General features: G+C 73.9%; 18 protein-coding genes. 8 read left to right on the top strand and 10 right to left on the bottom strand.

What is annotated here, in order from left to right:
* The first annotated feature begins 289 nt into the window (after positions 1 to 289).
* The gene (locus tag ACFYS8_RS08495) at positions 290 to 940 is read left to right on the top strand and encodes a suppressor of fused domain protein (protein ID WP_387637612.1); all 651 of its coding nucleotides are present in this window, start codon (positions 290 to 292) and stop codon (positions 938 to 940) included.
* A 40-nt stretch (positions 941 to 980) separates the two neighbouring features.
* On the opposite strand, the gene ACFYS8_RS08490 is transcribed toward ACFYS8_RS08495, so the two are convergent.
* The 6 genes from ACFYS8_RS08490 to ACFYS8_RS08465 form a co-directional block, all read right to left on the bottom strand.
* Positions 981 to 1,598 carry a MarC family protein gene (locus ACFYS8_RS08490; protein ID WP_387637610.1) on the bottom strand — a complete coding sequence of 206 codons (618 nt, stop codon included), beginning with the start codon at positions 1,596 to 1,598 and terminating at the stop codon, positions 981 to 983.
* Positions 1,599 to 1,651: 53 nt separating this feature from the next.
* A complete protein-coding gene (locus tag ACFYS8_RS08485; RefSeq protein ID WP_387637607.1) occupies positions 1,652 to 2,500 on the bottom strand; it encodes a PHP domain-containing protein in 849 nt (282 codons plus the stop codon).
* Positions 2,501 to 2,546: 46 nt separating this feature from the next.
* Positions 2,547 to 3,185, bottom strand: a complete 639-nt coding sequence (locus ACFYS8_RS08480) for a DUF6758 family protein (protein ID WP_387637604.1) — start codon at positions 3,183 to 3,185, stop codon at positions 2,547 to 2,549.
* 259 nt (positions 3,186 to 3,444) lie between these two features.
* Positions 3,445 to 3,588 (bottom strand): hypothetical protein, encoded by a 144-nt coding sequence (locus tag ACFYS8_RS08475; protein WP_167349416.1) that lies wholly within the window; start codon positions 3,586 to 3,588, stop codon positions 3,445 to 3,447.
* A 418-nt stretch (positions 3,589 to 4,006) separates the two neighbouring features.
* Complete coding sequence (locus ACFYS8_RS08470) at positions 4,007 to 4,861, bottom strand: alpha/beta fold hydrolase (RefSeq protein WP_387637601.1); 855 nt, start codon at positions 4,859 to 4,861, stop codon at positions 4,007 to 4,009.
* 192 nt (positions 4,862 to 5,053) lie between these two features.
* Positions 5,054 to 7,789, bottom strand: a complete 2,736-nt coding sequence (locus tag ACFYS8_RS08465) for a DEAD/DEAH box helicase (protein ID WP_387637598.1) — start codon at positions 7,787 to 7,789, stop codon at positions 5,054 to 5,056.
* Between the two features lie 237 nt (positions 7,790 to 8,026).
* Between ACFYS8_RS08465 and ACFYS8_RS08460 the strand changes: the two genes are divergently transcribed.
* Positions 8,027 to 8,752: a ferritin-like fold-containing protein gene (locus ACFYS8_RS08460; protein WP_380487407.1), complete on the top strand. Its 726-nt coding sequence runs from the start codon at positions 8,027 to 8,029 to the stop codon at positions 8,750 to 8,752.
* 7 nt (positions 8,753 to 8,759) lie between these two features.
* Here ACFYS8_RS08460 and ACFYS8_RS08455 read toward each other — a convergent pair whose 3' ends face one another.
* From ACFYS8_RS08455 to ACFYS8_RS08445, 3 genes are all read right to left on the bottom strand, one after another.
* On the bottom strand, positions 8,760 to 9,041 hold the full coding sequence (locus ACFYS8_RS08455) for a hypothetical protein (protein ID WP_387637594.1): 282 nt from the start codon (positions 9,039 to 9,041) through the stop codon (positions 8,760 to 8,762).
* 121 nt (positions 9,042 to 9,162) lie between these two features.
* Positions 9,163 to 9,390: a DUF3107 domain-containing protein gene (locus ACFYS8_RS08450; RefSeq protein ID WP_387637592.1), complete on the bottom strand. Its 228-nt coding sequence runs from the start codon at positions 9,388 to 9,390 to the stop codon at positions 9,163 to 9,165.
* Between the two features lie 141 nt (positions 9,391 to 9,531).
* Positions 9,532 to 10,188 carry a TetR/AcrR family transcriptional regulator gene (locus tag ACFYS8_RS08445; protein WP_387637590.1) on the bottom strand — a complete coding sequence of 219 codons (657 nt, stop codon included), beginning with the start codon at positions 10,186 to 10,188 and terminating at the stop codon, positions 9,532 to 9,534.
* A gap of 226 nt (positions 10,189 to 10,414) precedes the next feature.
* Here ACFYS8_RS08445 and ACFYS8_RS08440 point away from each other — a divergent pair, with 226 nt between their 5' ends.
* The 6 genes from ACFYS8_RS08440 to ACFYS8_RS08415 all read left to right on the top strand — a co-directional run bounded on the left by ACFYS8_RS08440 (position 10,415) and on the right by ACFYS8_RS08415 (position 17,609).
* Positions 10,415 to 11,332, top strand: a complete 918-nt coding sequence (locus ACFYS8_RS08440; RefSeq protein ID WP_387637587.1) for an alpha/beta fold hydrolase — start codon at positions 10,415 to 10,417, stop codon at positions 11,330 to 11,332.
* 316 nt (positions 11,333 to 11,648) lie between these two features.
* Positions 11,649 to 13,181 (top strand): DUF3492 domain-containing protein, encoded by a 1,533-nt coding sequence (locus ACFYS8_RS08435; RefSeq protein WP_387637585.1) that lies wholly within the window; start codon positions 11,649 to 11,651, stop codon positions 13,179 to 13,181.
* Positions 13,178 to 14,251, top strand: coding sequence for a hypothetical protein (locus ACFYS8_RS08430; RefSeq protein ID WP_387637582.1), 1,074 nt, complete (start codon positions 13,178 to 13,180; stop codon positions 14,249 to 14,251). The genes ACFYS8_RS08435 and ACFYS8_RS08430 overlap by 4 nt, the downstream gene beginning before the upstream one ends.
* Positions 14,248 to 15,192 carry an NAD-dependent epimerase/dehydratase family protein gene (locus tag ACFYS8_RS08425; protein WP_387637580.1) on the top strand — a complete coding sequence of 315 codons (945 nt, stop codon included), beginning with the start codon at positions 14,248 to 14,250 and terminating at the stop codon, positions 15,190 to 15,192. Before ACFYS8_RS08430 ends, ACFYS8_RS08425 begins: the two co-directional genes overlap by 4 nt.
* A gap of 161 nt (positions 15,193 to 15,353) precedes the next feature.
* Positions 15,354 to 16,532, top strand: coding sequence for an adenylyltransferase/sulfurtransferase MoeZ (gene moeZ / locus ACFYS8_RS08420; protein ID WP_387637578.1), 1,179 nt, complete (start codon positions 15,354 to 15,356; stop codon positions 16,530 to 16,532).
* Positions 16,533 to 16,682: 150 nt separating this feature from the next.
* On the top strand, positions 16,683 to 17,609 hold the full coding sequence (locus ACFYS8_RS08415) for an NAD-dependent epimerase/dehydratase family protein (protein WP_387637575.1): 927 nt from the start codon (positions 16,683 to 16,685) through the stop codon (positions 17,607 to 17,609).
* Here the strand turns inward: ACFYS8_RS08415 and ACFYS8_RS08410 are convergent.
* A complete protein-coding gene (locus ACFYS8_RS08410) occupies positions 17,606 to 20,413 on the bottom strand; it encodes a lysylphosphatidylglycerol synthase domain-containing protein (protein WP_387637573.1) in 2,808 nt (935 codons plus the stop codon). The two genes, ACFYS8_RS08415 and ACFYS8_RS08410, sit on opposite strands and share 4 nt — an antisense overlap.
* Between the last annotated feature and the right edge of the window lie 77 nt (positions 20,414 to 20,490).

Here is a 20,490-nt window from a genome sequence, read left to right as displayed (position 1 = left end):
TGCTCTCCCGGCCGGACGCCACGCTGCGTGTGAGCCCAGGTCAGCCGTGAAGGCGGCGGGCCAGGGTGGGCCGGAGAGAGCTGCCGGTACTGCATGGTCGACTGCTGTCCACCGTGACCACCTCCTCCACGCCGGGGCCCGCGCGGGGGCCGTCGCGGCCCTGGTTCGTATTCACAAGGCCGACCGCTCACATTAACAGCTCTTCCCCGTACTGAGCCCCGGAGTTCGGCGTCCGCCGGGTAAAGGTCGCGCCAAAGCTTGCCCGCGCGCCGCGCGCTAAGGTCGCGGCATGGCGCACGACTTCCCGCTCTTCGGCGACTTCTCCGATCCCGACGCCGGCCACGGCTCCGGCCCGACCCGGCAGACCGTTCTGGCCGCCGTCGAGGCGCGGCTGATCAGCACCTTCGGCGATCCCTCCGGCCGCGCCGCGGTCACCTTCGTCGGCGCGGACCGCATCGAGGTGCTGCGCTTCGGCCCGGACGCCGAGGGCCTGGTCCGATACGCGACGCTCGGCATGGCCGCCGCCCCGATGGCCGACCCGTCCTCGCCCGTCGCCGACCCGGTGCGCGGCCCGCGCGCCGAGCTGGTGCTGACCGTGCGCGGCGGGCGGGACGAGGTGCACAAGGCGCTGGTGGTGTTCGCCGCCAGCCCGCAGGTCGAGGGCCTGGTGGTGGCCCCCGGCGGCTCGCTCGACCTGGGCTCCCCGCTGTGGACCGGCGCCCCGTTCACCTCGGTGCTGGCCGCCGAGCCCGGCGGCCTGGTCGAGGACCTCGAACTCCCGGCCCCCGCCGAGGCGGTGCGCTTCCTGCCGCTGCTGCCGATGACGCCCAACGAGGCCGCGTTCAAGCGCGTCCAGGGCGCGGGCGCCCTGGAGGAACGCTGGCTGAAGCACGGCACCGACCTGCGCGACCCGAACCGCCGCGGCGTCCCGCTGGACTGAGCCCGCGTCGGCCCGGGGGTGGAGGCCCAGGGGTGCGGGCCTAGGGGTGGAGCTCGATGAAGCCGAACACCCCGTTGGCCACCAGCTGCGCCGCGATCGCCGACAGCAGCAGGCCGGCCAGCCGGGTGATCAGGACCACGCCGCCCTCCTGGATCACCCGGATGATCGACAGTGAGAACCGCATGGTCAGCCAGAGGATCAGATGCATGATGACGATCGCCGACCAGAGCGCCAGGTGCTGCGTTCCGGTGCTGGCCCCCTGTACGGCCAGGATGACCGCGACGATCGCACCGGGCCCGGCCAGCAGCGGGGTGCCCAGTGGGACCAGGGCGACGTTGACGTCCTTGGTCTGGGTGGGTTCTTCGATCCGGCCGGTCAGCAGGTCCAGCGCGATCAGCAGCAGGAGGACCCCGCCGGAGGCCTGGAGGGCCGGGATCGAGACGTGCAGGTAGTCGAGGATCTGGTGCCCGAACAGCCCGAAGCAGGTGATCACCCCGAGTGACACCAGCGTGGCCTGCCAGGCCATCCGGCGCTGCACCTTCTGCGTCCGGCCGGAGGTGAGCGCCAGGAAGATCGGCATGATGCCCGGCGGGTCCATGATCACGAACAGCGTGATGAAGAGTGAGCCGAAGACCTTGCCGTCGATGACGGTGAGCATGCCGGGATTGTGCGCGCTTCGGACCCCGGGTGCGGCAGGACGCGCCGGGTCTTTCAGCCGGTGATGGGAGTGGCTCCGGTCGCCTGGGACACCAGTGCTTCGTACACCTCTGGCGCAGTGGTGTACTCGCCCAGTCGGACGATCTTGCGGCTGCCGTGGTAGTCGCTGGAGCCCGTCACAAGAAGCCCCAACTCGCTTGCCAGCGTGCGGAGTCGGGCCCGGGTCGGTTCGTCGTGGTCGGTGTGGTCGACCTCCAGGCCGGCCAGCCCGGCCGCCGCAAGATCGGCGATCACCTGGTCCGACACCGTCCGGCCCCGCTTGTCCGCTCCGGGGTGAGCGAAAACCGGTACGCCCCCCGCCGCCCGTACAAGCCGCACCGCGAGCGCCGGGTCGGTCTCGTGCTTGCGGACGTCCGCCCTCCCGTCGTTGGCCAGCCACTCGGGCGTGAACGCGTCCGAGACGCTCGCCACCACGCCCGCCTCCACCAACGCGGACGCGATGTGCGGACGGCCCACCGAACCGGCCCCGGCGATCCGCTGCACCTGCTCCCAGCTGATCGGCGCGCCCAGCTCCCGGCAGCGTTCCACGATCGCCCGCGCGCGCCGGAACCGGTCGGTGCGCACCAGCTCCCGCTCGGCCGCGAAGGCCGGCTCCGCCGGGTCGAACAGGTACGCCAGCAGGTGCATGCTGATCCCGCCCACCTGGCAGGAGAGTTCGGCGCCCGGAATCAGGGTCAGACCCGTCCCGGCCAGCGCGGCCGTCGCCTCGCCGTACCCGGCCACCGTGTCGTGGTCGGTCAGCGCCACCACGTCCAGGCCCGCGGCCACCGCGTTGGCGACCAGTTCGGCCGGGGAGTCGGTGCCGTCCGAGGCATTGCTGTGGGCGTGCAGATCGATACGCATGGCGCCCAGGATAGGTAGCCGCCGGGCGGCAGGGGCGGGGAGTGGCTCAGCCTAGCAGACGGGGGGAGAGCGCCCCGCAGGGCAGCAGGCCGAGTTCGGCCCCCGCGTCGCGCAGGTCCGTCAGCACCAGTTCGTCGTGCATCAGCAGCGCCGACTGCTCGGGCCAGGCGATCGCCCACAGCCACAGGCCGCGCGCCTCGCCGACGTACACCGCCCGGTCGTCCGGGGCGCCGGGGACGTGGAACATCGGGGTCGGCCGGCCGGCCGCCATCAGCTTGGCGTCCGCGGGCTTGTACAGCGCGACGTCCTCGCCCGGGTCCGGCCCGTCCAGTCCCGCGTAGCGGGCGCCCAGGCCGATGCCCAGTTCCTCGGCCACCAGCACCAGTTCGCCGAACCCGCCGAGCGGGGCCGGCCCCGAGCAGGCGACGGCGGTGGCGCGCGCCCCCGACAGGTCGTCACCCGCGTGCGCGATCCCGGTGAACAGCCAGCCGACCGGCAGCGGCCAGGGCATCCAGACGGGCACCTGGGAGCGGTTCACGGCAACGTTCAGGGCTTCGATACTGGGGGGCAGTACCGGCTGCATCGGGTGTACGGCACCGTGCCGGTCGCACTGCCAGGTGTCGGAGAAGAGGCCGGGGGCGCGGACCCGACCGGCACATCGCGGACAGCTTGGCTCGCCCCTCATAACCGACAACGGTCCTCCCTCCGGACTGCTGCGTCAAGGACGATCACCCGGAAGGAGTCCGCCACGAGCCGCCACCCGCCGCCCCGGCAACGGCCCGGGTCCGGCAGGGTAGATGTCCCGGGCGGCAGGGCACCAAACCCCCCGCAGGTCGCGGCCCCCGAACACACTGACGCCCCGTCGTCCCAGGGGTCTCCTGTGGTGACGGGGCGTCAGCCGGGTATCGGAACGTCGGACGGCTCGGCGGCTCGTCCGCGTTCGGTCACACGGCCTTGCACGGCCGGATGTACAGGCGTTCGCCCGTTTGCGCGGCGGTCTTCAGGTACTCGGAGACGGTCGCCGCGTCGGCGATCAGTCGATCGGTCTCCGCTCCGGCGTGATCCAGACGAAGGATCTCGAAACGCATGGGCCTCTCCCTTCCCGTCCTCGGGCTCCGAGGCGGACTCGGCCGGCGGTAGGCCATCGTGCGATGGCCTGCCGGCACTGGCTGGGTCGGACGTCCGGCAGGTGCAGTCACCCGTCGCTCCCCCCACTCTCAAGCAGGACTTCTTCAGCGGCACTTACAGTGCGGCAGCCGGAGTGGGGCGACGATGCCCCTGTCTCACTGTGCCGCGACGCTGCTACCCGGCGGTTTCCCGCCGGTAAATCCGTCATTTCGACGGCCGGAGGAGGGTGCGGCCGTCGGAGGGTTCTGATTCCGGACTGAATCAAATATTACCCGAGCTAACGATCCTTGTCGCGCGAAAACGGGAGCCGACTTCTGATCGACCGTCAGAAGGCCCGCCCATGGCCCGGATCCGCCGGGAAAACGGTGCGCCCCGCCGTCACGCGCCCTGCGCGGACCAGAACGAGGCGAGGGCCGCCGCCGTCTCGGCCGGGCGCTCCGCGTTCGGCGAGTGCCCCGCGCCGGGGACCACGGTGCGCAGCGCGCCCAGGCGCTCCGCCATCCGCGACTGCTCCTCGACCGGCCAGGCGTAGTCCCGCTCGCCGGACAGCACCAGCTTCGGCAGCCCGACCGCCGCCAACTCGTCCACCCGGTCCGGCGCGGCCACCAGGTGCGCCGCCGCCGCCTTCAGCGCCTGCGGCAGGTTCGCCAGCCAGCGACGGTGCAGAAAGTCCGCGATCTCCGGATCCAGCGGCGGCACCCGCTCACCCTCCAGCTGCCGCATCACCTGCCAGATCGACTCCAGGTCCATCGACTCCAGCGCGTCCAGCAGCAGCCTCGTCCGCGCCGCCTCCGCCGGATCGATCGCCCCCGGCCCCGTCGACATCAGCGTCAGCGACGCCCACAGCAACGCGCCGGGCGCCGACAGCACCGCCTCCCGCACCACCTGACCACCGAACGAGTGCCCCAGCAGGTGCAGCGGCCCGCCCTCGGCCTCCAGCTCCGCGGAGAGCGCCCGGACGTCCGCCCCCAGCGCTCGCACCGAGTACGCCTCAGGGTCGGCCGGGCCACCCGACTCGTACTGGCCGCGCTGATCCACCGCGACCACCCGGAACCCGGCCCCGGCCAGCGGCTCCAGCAGTGCGATGAAGTCCTCCTTGCTCCCGGTGAACCCCGGCACCAGCAACGCCGTCCCCCGCGCCGGCCCCACCGGCTCCCCCCACAACGCCGCCAGCCCACCCACCCGGACCGCCCGCACACACCCCGGCAGCTTCAGAAACGGCGGCGTACTCATATCTCCGTGCCCTCCCGGCAGATCACCCGACAACCCGGGGCCACCCTACGCAGCACAAATCCGCCTCCGGCGGCCGGAGCCGGGGGAAACGCCGAGGGGGCGGGGCGGCGCTGGGGCAGGGCGGCGGAAATGCCGCCGGGGAGGGCGCGACCTGGCGGTCGGGCCCTCCCCGGCGGGTGGGGTGGTGCGGTGTTACTTCTCCACGGCCTTGCGGGTCCGGCGCGGGGCCGGGATCTCCTCGGTCGTGGCCTTCTTGACGGCGCGCTTGCGCGGGGCCGGCGCGGCTTCCTCGGTCGCGACCTCGGCAGCGACGGCCTTCTTGGTGGCGCGCTTGCGGGGAGCCGGGGCGGCTTCCTCGGCGACGGCCTCGACGGTGGCGGCAGCCTTCTTGGTCGTCCGCTTGCGCGGCGCCGGGATCTCCTCCGCCGCGACCTCGGCGGCGACGGCCTTCTTGGTGGCGCGCTTGCGGGGAGCCGGGGCGGCTTCCTCGGCGACGACCTCGACGGCGGCGACGGCCTTCTTGGTGGCGCGCTTGCGGGGAGCCGGGGCGGCTTCCTCGGTCGTGGCCTTCTTGACGGCGCGCTTGCGCGGCGCCGGAGCGGCTTCCTCGGTCACGGCCTCGACGGCGGCGACGGCCTTCTTGGTGGCGCGCTTGCGGGGAGCCGGGGCGGCTTCCTCGGCGACGACCTCGACAGCGGCGGCAGCCTTCTTGGTGGCGCGCTTGCGCGGAGCCGGGGCCTCGACGGTCTCCTCGACCACCGGCGCGGCCGCGGCCTTGCGGGTGCGCTTGCGCGGGGTCTCGGCGACCGGCTCCGCGACGACCGCCGGGGCGACCGTCTCGACGACGACCTCGGCGACCGTCTCGACCGCGGGGGCGGCAGCCTTGCGGGTGCGCTTGCGCGGGGTGCGGGCGGCGGGGGTCTCGGCGACCGGTTCCACGACGACCGCCGGGGCAGCCGTCTCGACGACGACCTCGGCGACCGTCTCGACGACCGGCGCGGCAGCCTTGCGGGTGCGCTTGCGCGGGGTGCGGGCGGCGGGGGTCTCGGCGACCGGCTCCGCGACGACCGCGGGGGCAGCCGTCTCGACGACGACCTCGGCGACCGTCTCGACCACGGCCGGCGCGGCGGCCGCGGAGTTGCGACGGTTGCGGTTGCGGCGACGCGAGCTGCGGCCCTCACCGGGTGCGGCCGGAGCGGCGGTGGGCTGCTCGGCGGTGGTCACCTCGGGGGTGGCCGGAGCGTCGGCGACGGAGCTGCCGCCGCGGGTGCGGCGACGCTCGCGGCTGCGACGGGACGGACGCTCGGCGGGAGCCGGGGTCTCGGGGGCGGCAGCGCCCCGTCCACCGCGGCCGCCACCGTTGCGGCCCGCGGCGCGCTGGCCGCGGCCGCCGGTCTCGCCGAGGTCCTCGACCTCTTCGGCGGCGAGGCCGGCCCGGGTGCGCTCGGAGCGGGGCAGGATGCCCTTGGTGCCGGGCGCGATGCGGAGCAGCTCGTACAGGTGCGGGGAGGTGGAGTAGGTCTCCTCCGGGTCGTTGAACGGCAGGTCCAGCGCCTTGTTGATGAGCTGCCAGCGCGGGATGTCGTCCCAGTCGACCAGGGTGACGGCGGTGCCCGAGGCGCCGGCCCGGCCGGTGCGGCCGATCCGGTGCAAGTAGGTCTTCTCGTCGTCGGTGCACTGGTAGTTGATGACGTGGGTGACGCCTTCGACGTCGATGCCGCGGGCGGCGACGTCGGTGCAGACCAGGACGTCGACCTTGCCGTTGCGGAAGGCGCGCAGCGCCTGCTCGCGGGCGCCCTGGCCGAGGTCGCCGTGGACCGCGCCGGCCGCGAAGCCGCGCTTGGTGAGCTGGTCGGCGACGTCGGCGGCGGTGCGCTTGGTGCGGCAGAAGATCATCGCCAGGCCGCGGCCGTCGGCCTGCAGGATCCGGGAGACCATCTCGACCTTGTCGAGCGAGTGCGCACGGAAGATGTGCTGCTCGATGTTGGCGACGGTGGTGCCGGTGTCGTCCGGTGCGGCGGCCCGGATGTGGGTGGGCTGGCTCATGTACCGGCGGGCCAGCGAGATGACCTGGCCGGGCATGGTGGCGGAGAAGAGCAGGGTCTGCCGCTTGGCGGGCAGCATGGTGATGATCTTCTCGACGTCGGGCAGGAAGCCGAGGTCGAGCATCTCGTCGGCCTCGTCCAGCACCAGCGCGCGGACCTGGGACAGGTCGAGCTTGCGCTGGCCGGCCAGGTCGAGCAGGCGGCCGGGGGTGCCGACGACGATGTCGACGCCCTTCTTCAGGGCCTCGACCTGCGGCTCGTAGGCGCGGCCGCCGTACACGGCGAGGACGCGGACGTTGCGGACCTTGCCGGCGGTCTGCAGGTCGTTGGTGACCTGGGTGCACAGCTCGCGGGTGGGGACCACGATGAGCGCCTGCGGGCTGTCGGTGAGCTGCTCGGTGGTGGCCCGGCCGGCGGCGACGTCGGCCTTGACCACGACCCGCTCGATCAGCGGGAGGCCGAAGCCGAGGGTCTTGCCGGTGCCGGTCTTGGCCTGGCCGATGACGTCGTGGCCGGTCAGCGCGACCGGCAGGGTCATCTCCTGGATCGGGAAGGGGTGGACGATGCCGACGGCCTCCAGGGCCTCGGCGGTCTCCGGGAGGATCCCGAGTTCCCGGAAGGTCGTCTTGATGGGTTCGGCGGTGGTGGACAGGGTGCTGCCTCTTCCGTGTGGAGGGGCCGAGTTCGAGCGCGTCCTGCCGTGCCCGCGCTGCCCGGTGAGGGGCGCGTCGGGCGGGCGGCGCGGGGGAGGGCGTCCCGTTGACGGGGGCGTGCGGCCCGGCGCGTCCTGGCGCGGTCCGCGGCGGCCCTCGCTCGGCCTGATGCGGTGCCTGGGCCCGAGGCTCGGGCCAGGTCGGAGCCGATCGGGTCTCCGACCGGGCATCCGCGTACGTGAGCGCCGGGAGCGGTGCACCGGGCGGCGGAAACGCCACCGGGTACGACTGCGCGGCCTGCCGATGAACGGACGGGCCGCGCGGGTTCACACCTGGCCTCACTACCTACCATACAGTCAAGCGACGACTCGAACACGTGACGGCGAATACTCCGACCGGCCGTGCCGGGGTGGCGGGACGGCTGCGGGCGGTCCCCGGACCTGTCGGGACCACTAAGGTCAGGTGCCATGGAGACTCAGGAACCCGGTGACGGGATCACCGACTCGATCGGGCCCTGGACGGCCCGGGCCGCCGACCCGCAGTACCGCGCGGCGGTGCTCGACCTGCTGGGCGCGCTCGCGTACGGCGAGCTGAGCGCCTTCGAGCGGCTCGCCGAGGACGCCAAGTTCGCGCCCGGCATCGCGGAGAAGGCCGCGCTGGCCCGGATGGCCTCCGCCGAGTTCCAGCACTACCAGCTGCTGCACGACCGGCTGGCCGAGGTGGGCGCCGACCCGGTCGCGGTGATGGAGCCGTTCGTCGAGCCGCTGGAGGCCTTCCACCGGATGACCGCCCCGTCCGACTGGCTGGAGGGCCTGGTCAAGGCGTACGTCGGTGACGCCATCGCGACCGACTTCTACCGCGAGGTGGCGGTCCGGCTGGACGACGACACCCGGGACCTGGTGCTGCGCGTGATGGCCGACACCGGGCACGGCGAGTTCGCGGTGGACCGGGTGCGGCAGGCGATCGAGGAGGACCCGCGGGTCGGCGGGCGGCTCGCGCTGTGGGGCCGGCGACTGATGGGCGAGGCGCTCAGCCAGGCGCAGCGGGTGGTCGCCGAGCGGGACGCGCTGTCGAACCTGCTGGTCGGCGGCGCGCACGTGCGCGGCTTCGACCTGGTCGAGGTCGGCAAGATGTTCAACCGGATCACCGAGGCCCACACCAAGCGGATGGCCGCGCTCGGGCTGGCCTCCTGAGCGGTGGTCAGGCGTGCCGGTGCCGGCCGCCGCGCCGGCGCCGGTCCGCGAGGTCCGGCCGGGCCGGCACCGACACCAGCAGCACCGCCACCAGGACGGACACCATCAGCTGCACCGCCGGGACGTGCCCGTCCATCACATAGTGGGTGAGCCGCCCGGCCAGCACGGCGGACACCAGGGCGGTGCCGACCGGCAGGGCGCGCGACCCGGGGAACAGCTCGGGCCGGACCAGCAGGGCGCCGAACCCGACGGCGAGGCCGATCAGGACGAACGCGGTCGTCTCCCACACGGCTGCCTCCCGGGGTTGTGCGGCGCTGCGGCACCCACCGCCTACCCGCCCGGGGCCGCCGGTACACAGCACGGCGCCCCGTCCCCCCAGGTGGGGGAACGGGGCGCCGGTGAACGCAGACTCAGAGCGTGCCGAAGCCGACCTTGCGGACGGACGGCTCGCCGATCTCGACATAGGCGAGGCGGTCCGCCGGGACCATCACCTTGCGGCCGTGCTCGTCGGACAGGGTGAGCAGCTTAGCGCTGCCGTCCAGGGCCTTGGCGACCGCTTCCGTGACCTCTTCGGCAGATTGCGCGCTCTCCAGGACGATCTCCCGGTTCGCGTTCTGCACGCCGATCTTGACCTCCACGGCTTCCGTCCCTCCGGTAGCTGGCCGCGCGCGCTCGAACCGCATTTCGCGGGCGGCGCGCCGTACGGGCTTCACCTTAAGGCAGCGGAGCGGCTCGGAGGCGAACGTCCCGGGTCGGTCCGCTCAGGGCCGAATCGGCGCTCACTCGCCGCCGGCGCCGGAGCCCTCCAGGGCGGGGTGCATCGGGAAGCCCTTCAGACCGCGCCAGGCCAGGCTGGCGACCAGCCGGATCGCCTCGTCGCGCGGGATCTCGGACTCCTGGGACAGCCAGTACCGGGCGGTGATCTGGGCCATGCCACAGACACCGACCGCGAGCAGCTTGGCCTCCGCCTCCGGCAGGTCGGTGTCCTCGGCGATCACCTTGGAGACCAGGGTGGCGCTCAGGTCGGTGGCCCGCTCGACCCGGTCGCGCACGGCCGGCTCGTTGGTCAGGTCCGACTCGAAGACCAGCCGGAACGCGCCGGACTCGCTGGAGATGTAGTGGAAGTACGCCTCCATGGTGGCGGCGACGCGCTGCTTGTTGTCGTTGGTCGCCTCCAGCGCCGCCCGGGTGCCGTCCACCAGGGCGTCGCAGTGCTTGTCCAGCAGCGCGAGGTAGAGCTCCAACTTTCCGGGGAAGTGCTGGTACAGCACCGGCTTGCTGACGCCGGCCCGCTCGGCGATGTCGTCCATGGCGGCCGAGTGGTAGCCCTGGGCGACGAACACCTCCTGGGCGGCTCCGAGCAGTTGTTCACGGCGGGCGCTTCGCGGCAGGCGGGCACCGCGCGGGCGCTCCTGCGCCTCCTGGATGGCCGTCACGGCGCTCCTCACTTCACGGTCTGCGATGGCTGGCAAGGTGTTGATTCTACTTTTCGGTAACCCGCTCGTGCGCGGGTGAAGCCGAGTAAAGCGCACCACCGCCCTTGTCGGGAGCCCACAATACGGCCCGGACCAGGGGTGTCCACAGGTCCGAACGGGCCCGGGAACGGGTCGGGACGGGCCGAATCGCACCGGTGGCGAGCCGTCCTCACTACCATCGTGCTCCATGAGCGCCGCCCAGCACCCTCCCGCCGCCCTGGAGCCCTACCGCACCGTCGAGGTGCCCGGAGCGGAAGTGGCCGTCAGCCGCCATACCGAACCCCGCGACGGACTCCCGCCCGCCCTGTTCGTGCACGGGCTCGGCGGCTCCGGTGACAACTGGCTGGAGCTGCTCGACCAGCTCTCCGACGACGTCGACGGCGAAGCGGTCGACCTGCCCGGCTTCGGCTGGTCCGCGCCGCCGCTGGACGGGAACCTGAGCGTCTCCGGACACGTCCGCGCCGTCATCGGCTACCTCGAGGAGACCGGCCGCGGACCGGTCCACCTGTTCGGCAACTCGCTCGGCGGCGCGGTCTCCGTCCGGCTCGCCGCGCTCCGGCCCGACCTGGTGCGCAGCCTCACCCTGATCTCCCCGGCACTGCCCGAACTGCCCCCGCAGCGCACCGCCTGGCCCACCGGGCTGCTGGCCGTCCCCGGCGTCGCCGAACTGATCCGCCGCCGCAACGCCGGCAGCGACCCGGAGAGCGTCACCGCCGAACTGCTGCGGCTGGTCTACGGCGACCCCGACGGCATCCCCGCGCACCGCCGGGCCCGCGCCGTCGCCGAGTACCGGCGCCGCACCGCGCTGCCGTACGGGCTGCACGCGATGGCCGGGTCCGCGCGCGGCATCGTCAGCGCCTACACCGAGCGCGGCGAGCAGTCGCTGTGGCGGCAGGCCCGGCAGGTCGAGGTGCCGGTGCTGCTGGTGTACGGGCTGAAGGACAAGCTGGTCTCCTACCGCTCCGCCCGGCGGGCCTGCGCCGCGTTCCGGGACGCCCGGCTGCTGGTGCTCCCCGAGTCCGGGCACGTGGCGATGCTGGAGCACCCCGAGCCGGTGGCCCGCGCGGTGCGCGAACTGCTCGCGGAGGTCGACGCCGGGCGCTGAGTACCTCGGGCGCTGAGTACCTCGGGCGCTGAGCACCCCGGGCGCTGAGTACACCGGGCATTGCGGGCGAGAACGCAGCTGAGGCGCGTGAGGTCACGGCCGTTCACTCGATCAGGTGGCAAGCCGGGCCGGGCCCCCAAGGGGTCCGGCCCGGCGCTCTACCGTCGTGTTGTCGGACCGAACAGGTGTGGGGGGCGAGACGGCGACGGCGGTGGACGCGGGGAGCGGACGCCGGCCGGACGGCCGTCGAGCACGGACGCACTTCCTGTGTCGTAGGGCCGGAACCCCGTCGAAACGCTCTTGCTCAGGAGGCGTCGTGCGCATAGCTCTGCTCACCGAGGGCAGTCACACCAACGCGCAGCGTGGTGGAGGAGGCTGGTGCGGCCGGCTGGTCGGCGGCCTGCCCGAGCACGAGTTCCGGCTCTACCGGCTGCTCCCCGGTGACGGGCCCGCCCTGCCCACCGGGGTGCGCGGCCTGCACGGCGTCCACGAACTGCCCATCTGGGGCCGCCGCCCGGCCGGCCGCGGGCCCACCGCGCTGCGCCGCCGCGGCTACCTCCGGGCGTACGAGGAACTGGTCCGCGCACTGGTGATGCCCGGCGAGCGGGCCGGGTTCGGGCCCGCGCTGTACCGGCTGGCCGCGCTCGGACGGGAGGACGACGCGCTGCCCGCGTTCCTCGCCTCCGGCCACGCGCACCGTGCGCTGGAGCGGATCTGGCGGATGCCCGGCGCCGACACCGCGGGCGGCGGGCCGCAGGTCTGCGACGTGCTGGTCGCCGCCGACCTGCTCGAACAGTGCCTGCGGCCACTGTCCGCGCCCTGGTACGGCACCGGACCGGCCGGGCTCGGCGGCGCCGACCTGTGCCACGTGGTCGGCGGCGGCCCGGCCGCGCTGCCCGCGCTGGTCGCCCGCGAACTGCACGGCGTCCCGTTCGTCGTCACCGAGCACGGCCTGCACCTGCGCGAGCAGTACCGCGGCTACCGCTCGGCCCCCTACCGCTGGCCGGTGCGCGCCCTGCTGCTGTCGTTCTTCCGGCAGCTCACCGAGGAGACCTACCGGCAGGCCGCCGTGCTCACCCCCGGCAGCGAATACGACCGGCAGTGGCAGCGGCACTGCGGTGGCGACCCCGTCCGGACCCGGATCGTCCACGAGGGCACCCCCGCCACCGGGCGGGACGCCGCCGGGGCCGAACCCGAGGCGCCCACCCTGGTCTGGGCCGGCGCGCTGGAGCCCGGCCGCGACCCCGAACTGATGCTGCACGCCTTCGCGCAGGTCCGCGCCGAACTGCCCGAGGCCCGGCTGCGGATGTACGGCGAGGAGGGCGCGCCCGGCTACCTGGCGCACTGCGAGGCGATCGCCGATCGGCTCGGCATCGCCGGGGCCGTCGAGTTCGCCGGACGGCCGGAGAGCCTGGCCGCGGCCTGGGAGTCGGGCAGCGTCGTGGTGTTCAGCGCGCTCGCCCAGCGCAGCCCCCGGTTGCTCGCCGATGCGATGCTCAGCGGCCGCGCCGTGGTCGCGACCGAGGTCGGGGTGGCCGGCGAGGTGCTTGGGGCCGGGCTGCTGGTGCCGCCGCGCAGCCCGCGTGCCCTCGCCGGGGCCTGCCTGGCGCTGCTGCGCGACCGGGAGCGGCGCTCCCGGCTGGGTCTGGCCGGTCGGCTGCGGGCGCAGGAACGCTTCGGCGTGGAGCCCGTGGTCGGCGCGTTCCGCGAGATCTACCTCGAACTGGTCTCCCGCTACCCGGCCTTCCCGGCCGGGCCCGGCACCCTGGCGCGGCCGTTCGCCCGCCCTGCCGAGTACTGGGTGGCCGCCGGCGGGACACCGCTGCCCGCGCTCGCGGAGGCGGTGTGACCACGTCGCCATCAGCGGATCCGGTCCGCGAACTCCTGGATGCCAACCGCGAGTTGTGCGAGCGCGCGGTGGACCCGCTGGAGATCGCCGCCGCCCTGGAGGACTCCGGCCTGGCCGCCGATGGCGCTGCCCGTTACCGGCACGCCGACGTCTTCGGCCTCGCCGAGGAGCTGTACGCCCGGGTGCCGCGCCGCCCGCCCGCGCCCGAACCGCTGCCGGTGGCCCCGGCCCGGCTGCCCGCCGCGCTGTGCGGCGCCGCCGTCCAGCTGCTGCCGCTGCTGCCGGCCGCCGCGCTCGGCGGGGTGGCGGGCGGGGTGCTGGCCGTGCTGGTCGGCGCGGGCGGGCACGCGCTGGTCGCCGACCGGCGCGGAAGCGTGCCGGGGCCGGTCGCCGGGTGGCAGCCGGACGACGGGCTGCTCGACGACCCGGCGCAGGCCGGACCCGGGCCGTCCGGATGGTGGACCGGCCAGTGCGCGCAGCAGTCCGCGCTCGGCGAGGGCGCCGGCAGCGGACTGCTGCTCGCCCTGCTCTGCGCCGCCGACCCCGGCGCGGCGCTCGTGGTCGCGCTCGGCGGTGCGGTCGCCGGGTGGGGTGCGGCCCGGGTGCGCCGGTTCGGGCAGCGGCAGACGGGGGTCGCCACGCTGCGGGAGTTCCGCTCCCGGCTGCGGCCCGTGCTGCCGCTGGCCGTACTGGCGCAGCTGGCCGTGCTCGCCGTGCTGGGCCGGGTGACGGTCGGGGGCCGGTCCGGCACCGTGCAGGCCGCGCTGCTGGTGTGCGGCGTGCTGCCGCTGCTGGCCGGCGTGGTGCGCGGCGCGGGGCGGCCCGGCACCGCCGCGATCGCGGTGCTGACCGCCGCGGTCGGCGCCGCCGTCCTCTCGCTGCCCGGCCCCGCGCACTGGCTCGGGGCGCCGCCGTCGGGCCCGGTGCTGGCCGCCGCGCTCGGCCCGGCCGTGCTGCTGGCCGGGCACGCCTGGCCGCTCACCACCCGGCCGGGCGCGTACTCCGACTTGTCGATCAGATCTCGTTGCCCGGCCGGTGCCGGGCCTGATGGAAGGACTTGGGCCCGATGAGGGTGCTGCTGCTGGGAGCCGACGGGTTCATCGGCCGGCGGGTCGCCGACCGGCTGCTGGCGGAGGAGGGGCTCCAGGTGACCGTGCTGGGCCGGAGCGATTCCGCCGACATCAGGTTCGACCTGGCCTCGGGGAGTCCGGGCGCGCTGGCCCGGTTCCTGGACGCGGTCGCCCCGCAGGTGGTGATCAACTGCGCGGGGGCGACCTACGGGACGTCCCGGGCGCTGATCCGGGCGAACACGCTGGCGGTGGCCACGGTCTGCGAGGCGATCCGGCGAAGCCGGGAGCCCGCCCGGCTGGTGCACGTCGGGTCGGCCGCGGAGTACGGTCCGGCCCAGCCGGGCGGGCCGATCCCGGAGGGCGCGGAGCCGCGTCCGGTCGGGCCGTACGGGGTGTCGAAGCTGGCGGGCACCGAGCTGGTGCTGAGCTCGGGCCTGGACGCGCTGGTGCTGCGGGTGTTCGACGTGGTCGGCCCGGGGTCCCCGACGGCCTCGCTGTTCGGGCGGCTGGCGGAGGGCCTGCGGCGGGCGCTGGAGCAGGACGAGGCCCAGGTGCGGATGCCGGACCTGTCCGGCTACCGGGATTTCGTGGACGTCCGGGACGTGGCGCGGGCGATCCAGGCGGCGGCGGTGTCCGCGGCCACCGGGGTGATCAACATCGGCAGCGGCCACGCGGTGCGGGCCCGGGAGGCGGCACACCTGCTGGTCAGGGCGTCCGGTTTCGAGGGGACGATCAGCGAGGACGCCCGCCAGGTGGTGCTGCCCGCGCAGCAGACGGCCGCGGAGGGCGTCCGGGCGGCCGAGGCGCGGGCGGCCGCCGAGCCGGTGCACTGGCGGCAGGCGGACGTCCGGACCGCCCGGGACCGTCTCGGATGGCGGACACAGGTGCCGCTGGAGGAGTCGCTCGGGGACGTCTGGCTGGAGACCGCCTGCCGGGTCTGATCCGGTTGGGCGCGGCTTGACCAGGGGGTTCGGCGCGGGGTGCGAAGTCTCGCCATCCGGCGCCGGCCATCTCAGCAAATGGACCTGCTGTCTTGGAATACCCCCGGCGCGTGACACTGTTGGCGTAGTCGAACGAGAAACTGACGACCATCGGAGTCCCCGTGTCGCTGCCACCCCTGGTCGAGCCGGCCGCCGAGCTCACTGTCGAAGAGGTCCGCCGGTACTCCCGCCACCTGATCATCCCCGATGTGGGCATGGACGGGCAGAAGCGGCTCAAGAACGCCAAGGTGCTCTGTGTCGGCGCCGGCGGCCTCGGCTCGCCGGCCCTGATGTACATGGCCGCCGCCGGTGTCGGCACGCTCGGCATCGTCGAGTTCGACACCGTCGACGAGTCGAACCTGCAGCGCCAGATCATCCACGGCCAGTCCGACATCGGCCGTTCCAAGGCCGAGTCCGCGCGCGACTCCGTCAAGGAGATCAACCCGCTGGTCAACGTGGTGCTGCACGAGGAGCGCCTCGACAACGACAACGTGATGGAGATCTTCTCCGGCTACGACCTGATCGTCGACGGCACCGACAACTTCGCCACCCGGTATCTGGTGAACGACGCCGCGGTGCTGCTCGGCAAGCCGTACGTGTGGGGCTCCATCTACCGCTTCGACGGCCAGGCCAGCGTCTTCTGGGCCGAGCACGGCCCGTGCTACCGCTGCCTCTACCCGGAGGCCCCGCCGCCGGGCATGGTCCCGTCCTGCGCCGAGGGCGGCGTGCTCGGTGTGCTGTGCGCCTCGATCGGCTCGATCCAGGTCAACGAGGCGATCAAGCTGCTGGCCGGCATCGGCGAGCCGCTGGTCGGCCGGCTGATGATCTACGACGCCCTGGAGATGCAGTACCGCTCGGTGAAGGTCCGCAAGGACCCCAACTGCGCGGTCTGCGGCGAGAACCCGACCGTCACCGAGCTGATCGACTACGAGTCGTTCTGCGGTGTCGTCTCGGAGGAGGCCTCGGCCGCCGCGATCGGCTCCACGATCACCTCCAAGCAGCTCAAGGAGTGGATCGACAACGGCGAGGACATCGACATCATCGACGTCCGCGAGGTCAACGAGTACGAGATCGTCAGCATCCCGGGCGCCCGTCTGATCCCGAAGAACGAGTTCCTGATGGGCAACGCCCTGCAGGACCTGCCGCAGGACAAGCGGATCGTGCTGCACTGCAAGACCGGTGTCCGTTCGGCCGAGGTGCTCGCCGTGCTCAAGGCCGCGGGCTTCGCGGACGCGGTGCACCTGGGCGGCGGCGTGATCGGCTGGGTCAACCAGATCGAGCCGGAGAAGCCCGTCTACTGACGCCACGCCCCGCGCTGATGCGCAGTCATCGAGCCGCCCGACCAGGGGAATTCCCCCGGTCGGGCGGTTTTGCGTGACCATGGGTGCGGAACAGCACCCCTGCGCCGGCCGTGGCGCAGGCGTTCGAGTTCGAGGGAGCGGGGGAGTCCGATGGGCAAGCATGTGGTGGTCGGGGCCGGGCCGGTCGGTTCGGCCACCGCGCGGCTGCTCGCCGAGCGCGGCGAGGAGGTCGTGGTGGTCACCCGCACCGGCGCCTCCGCCGCCCCGCTGGAGGGCGTGCGGCGCCTGCAACTGGACGCGTCCGACCCGCAGGCACTCGGCTCCGCCGCCGAGGGCGCCGCGGCCGTCTACAACTGCGCCAACCCGCCGTACCACCGCTGGCCCGAGGTGTGGCCGCCGCTCGCCGCGTCGCTGCTCGCCACCGCCGAGCGCGGCGGCGCGGTGCTGGCCACCGTCTCCAACCTGTACGGCTACGGCGCGGTGGACGGGCCGATGAGCCCCGACACGCCCCTGCGGCCGGTCTCCACCAAGGGCGAGGTGCGGGCCACGATGTGGCGCGACGCGCTGGCCGCGCACCAGGCCGGGCGGGTCCGGGTCACCGAGGTGCGCGGCTCCGACTACCTGGCCGCGAACGCGGTCGGCGCGCTCGACGACCGGGCGTTCTCCCGCGCCCTGGCCGGCCGCACCGTCCAGGTCCTCGGCGACCCGGACGCGCCCCACAGCTGGACGGACCCGCAGGACGTCGCCCGCCTGCTGGCCACCGTCGCCGCCGACGAGCGCGCCTGGGGCCGGGCCTGGCACGTGCCGAGCAACGCGCCGCGCAGCCAGCGGCAGGTGGTCGCCGAGCTGTGCGCCGCCGCCGGGCGGCCCGCCGCGAAGGTCACCGGCATCCCCCGCCCGGTGCTCGTCCTGCTCGGCCTGGCCGACCCGACGATCCGCGCCGCCCGGGAGACCGCCTACCAGTTCGAGCGCCCGTTCGTGATCGACGACAGCGCCACCCGCGAGACCTTCGGGCTGGCGCCGACACCTTGGGAGGAGATGCTCGCCGGGATCGTCGCCGCGTACCACAGCGCCTAGAGCGCACTCCTGCGCTGGAGGACGTTGTAGGCGATCCAGCCCGGGAGGACGGGGAGCCAGAAGGTCAGCAGGCGGTACAGGAACACCGCCGGGGTGGCCGCCGTGAGCGGGACGCCGGCCGCGGTCAGCGCACCGATCAGGGCGATCTCGACCGGGCCGATGCCGCCCGGGGTGGGGATCGCCGAACCGGCCGCGTTCGCGGTCAGGAACACCACGGCGACGGCCGAGTAGGTGACGTGCCCGCCGCCGCCGAACGCCTGCACCGAGGCGTCCAGGCAGGCGGTGAAGGACAGCGTCAGCAGCAGGATGCCGCCGAAGCCGGTGACCAGCTTGCGCGGGGTCTGCATCAGGTCGAGCATCCGCGGGATCACGCCGAAGAACAGCGAGCGGACCCGGGTCACCACGAACCGGCGCAGCGGGGCCACCGCGGCCACCACCAGGGCGAGCACCGCGGCGGACAGCACCCCGATGATCACCGCCCGGGAGGCGCCCAGGTCCCCGTTGGTCTGGGTGCCGGTGATCAGGCCGAAGGCGAACAGCAGCAGCAGGTGGCCGCCGAGCCCGGCCAGCTGGGAGGCGCCCACCGAGGCGGCGGCCTGCACCGGCCGGATCCCGGCCTTCTGCAGGTAGCGGGTGTTCAGCGCGATGCCGCCGACCGCCGCAGGCGCGACCAGCTTCACGAACGACCCCGCGACCTGCGCCGCGACCGTCCGGCCGAACGGCAGCTTCTCCGGGACGAAACCGGTCAGGCTCATCGCCGCGGCGACGTACGAGGCGGCCGCGGCGGCCAGCGCGGCCGCCGCCCAGGCCCAGTTCATCTGGGAGACCTTGAACTGGTCCGGCCGGATCGTGGTCAGCGCCAGGTAGGCGGCGAAGGTCAGCGCCACCAGCATGATCAGCGTCTTCGGCTTGAGCCGCTCCAGCTTGGCCGGGGCCAGCGGCGCCTCGGGGGCGATCTGCAGGATCTGCCCCCGCAGCTTGGACAGCAGGTCCTCGTTGGCCTGCGCGATGTCCTCCTCGGCCTGCTGCTGGGTGCGCTCGCCCGACGCGACCTGCTTGAGCGCCAGCGCCTTCGCGGCGGCCTTCCGCTCCTTGGTCATCCGTTTCAGGTCGCCGCGGGTCTGCCGACTCAGGCCGACCGGTTGCAGCAGCGGCAGCGCCTCGGCGATCCGGGTCGGGCCGAGCGCCTCGGTGGCGGCGGCCACCGCCCGCTCCGGGCCGGTGCGCAGCGCGAAGGTGGTGAGCAGCTGGGCGATGTCGATGCGCAGGGTCAGGTCGCCGGCCGCGATGTCGCCGCCGGACAGGTTGATCAGGCAGCCGGTGCGGTCGTCCACCACCAGCAGGGACTCGCCGGTGAGCCGGCGGTGGGCGATCCGGCGCTCGTGCAGGGTGGCGACCGACGTCCAGAACGAGGTCATCACCGCGTCGGTGACCTCCTCGTCGGCGAGCTCGTCCAGGGTGCGGCCGGCCACGTTCTCGTAGACCAGGATCGCGGCGTCCGGGCCGAGCTCGGAGGTGGCGACCAGTTGCGGGGCGCGGGCCCCGGAGGCGGCGGCCGCGTACGCGATCAGCGCCTCCTGTTCGAGTGCCTGGCGCAGCGACTGCGGGCTGCGGCGGACCGCGACCGAGCGCAGCCGCAGCCGCCGCCAGGCCCGGTAGAAGAAGCCGGAGGCCTGTTGCTCGCGGTCGATGATGTGCACGTCGAGCAGCGGCCCCTGTTGTTGCACGACCAGGTAGCGGCGGGTGCCGCCGGGGCCGTCGGGGGCGGTGTGCGCGGCGGACGGGGTGAAGCCGACCTTGCGCAGGCCGATCATCAGGTGCTGCCCGGTCGGCCGGATGTTCGGCGAGCCGATCGCGTACAGCGTGCCGTACGCCACCGACCAGCCGATCAGCACGGTGAGCAGCAGCGACAGCGGGGTGGTGTAGCCGTTGACCAGTTCGGTCGCGCCGGAGAGGATCACCACGATCCACAGCGCGACCCGCCAGCGCGGCCGGCTCGACATGCCGACGGCGGTCATGTACGCGATCACCGGGGCGAGGTAGCCGTGCACCGGGTCGGTGAGTTGCTCGCCGTCGCCCGGCGGGAACTGGGTCAGCGCGTTGCGGATCTCCTCGGGGGCGCTGGCCGCCACCCACCAGTCGACGCCCAGTGAGACGCCGTACGCGAGCACCGAGGCGAGCACGCCGTCGGCGACCCGCAGGCCGTCGCGTTTGATCAGCCGCTCGACCGCGAACGCCAACGGCACCGCCAGCACCGCGACCGAGGAGACCAGCGCGGCGATGGTGGACAGCAGGTCCGGGATCCGCTTGGCATTGATCGTGATGTCGCTCTCGATGCCGCTGGTGGTGGAGACCGCCACCTGCGCCAGCACGAACACCGCGACGATGCCGAGCAGCCCGGCGAGGAACCGCAGCAGGTCCGAGGGCCGGTGGGCGCGCGGCGGCAGCAGCGGTTCGTCGACCGCCAGGTACTCGCCGCCCGGCTCGCCCGCCTCGGGCTGCTCGTCGTCGGGTCGCTCGTTGTCGGGTCGCTCGTTGTCGGGCTGCTCGTCGTCGGGTCGCTCGTTCTGTCCGTTCCCGTGCTGGTCCGGTCGCTCCGGCGGCCGGTCCGGTGTGTCCGGACGGTCCGACCCGTCGTCCGGCGGCAGCTGAGCGGCCACCGCGTCCTCCCCCGTGTGGTGCGCGTCCCGCGCCCGGTGGCGCAGGTCGACCGGTGGTGGGGCGTCCTTGCCCCGCGGGGCGGAACCGTCGGTGGCGGACTCCTCGGAGCCCTTGTCCACGTTCAATTCAGCCGTCCCGGTCATCTGGTCTTGTTTCCTCGCGTGTCGCACTGCCCCGAAGATGCTGCCATGCCCGGAACCCCGGTGCGGTCCAGGGGCGG

It is taken from the genome of Kitasatospora sp. NPDC004615 (assembly GCF_042873545.1).
GTDB lineage: Bacteria > Actinomycetota > Actinomycetes > Streptomycetales > Streptomycetaceae > Kitasatospora.
This window is presented reverse-complemented; position numbering and strand designations above follow the sequence as displayed.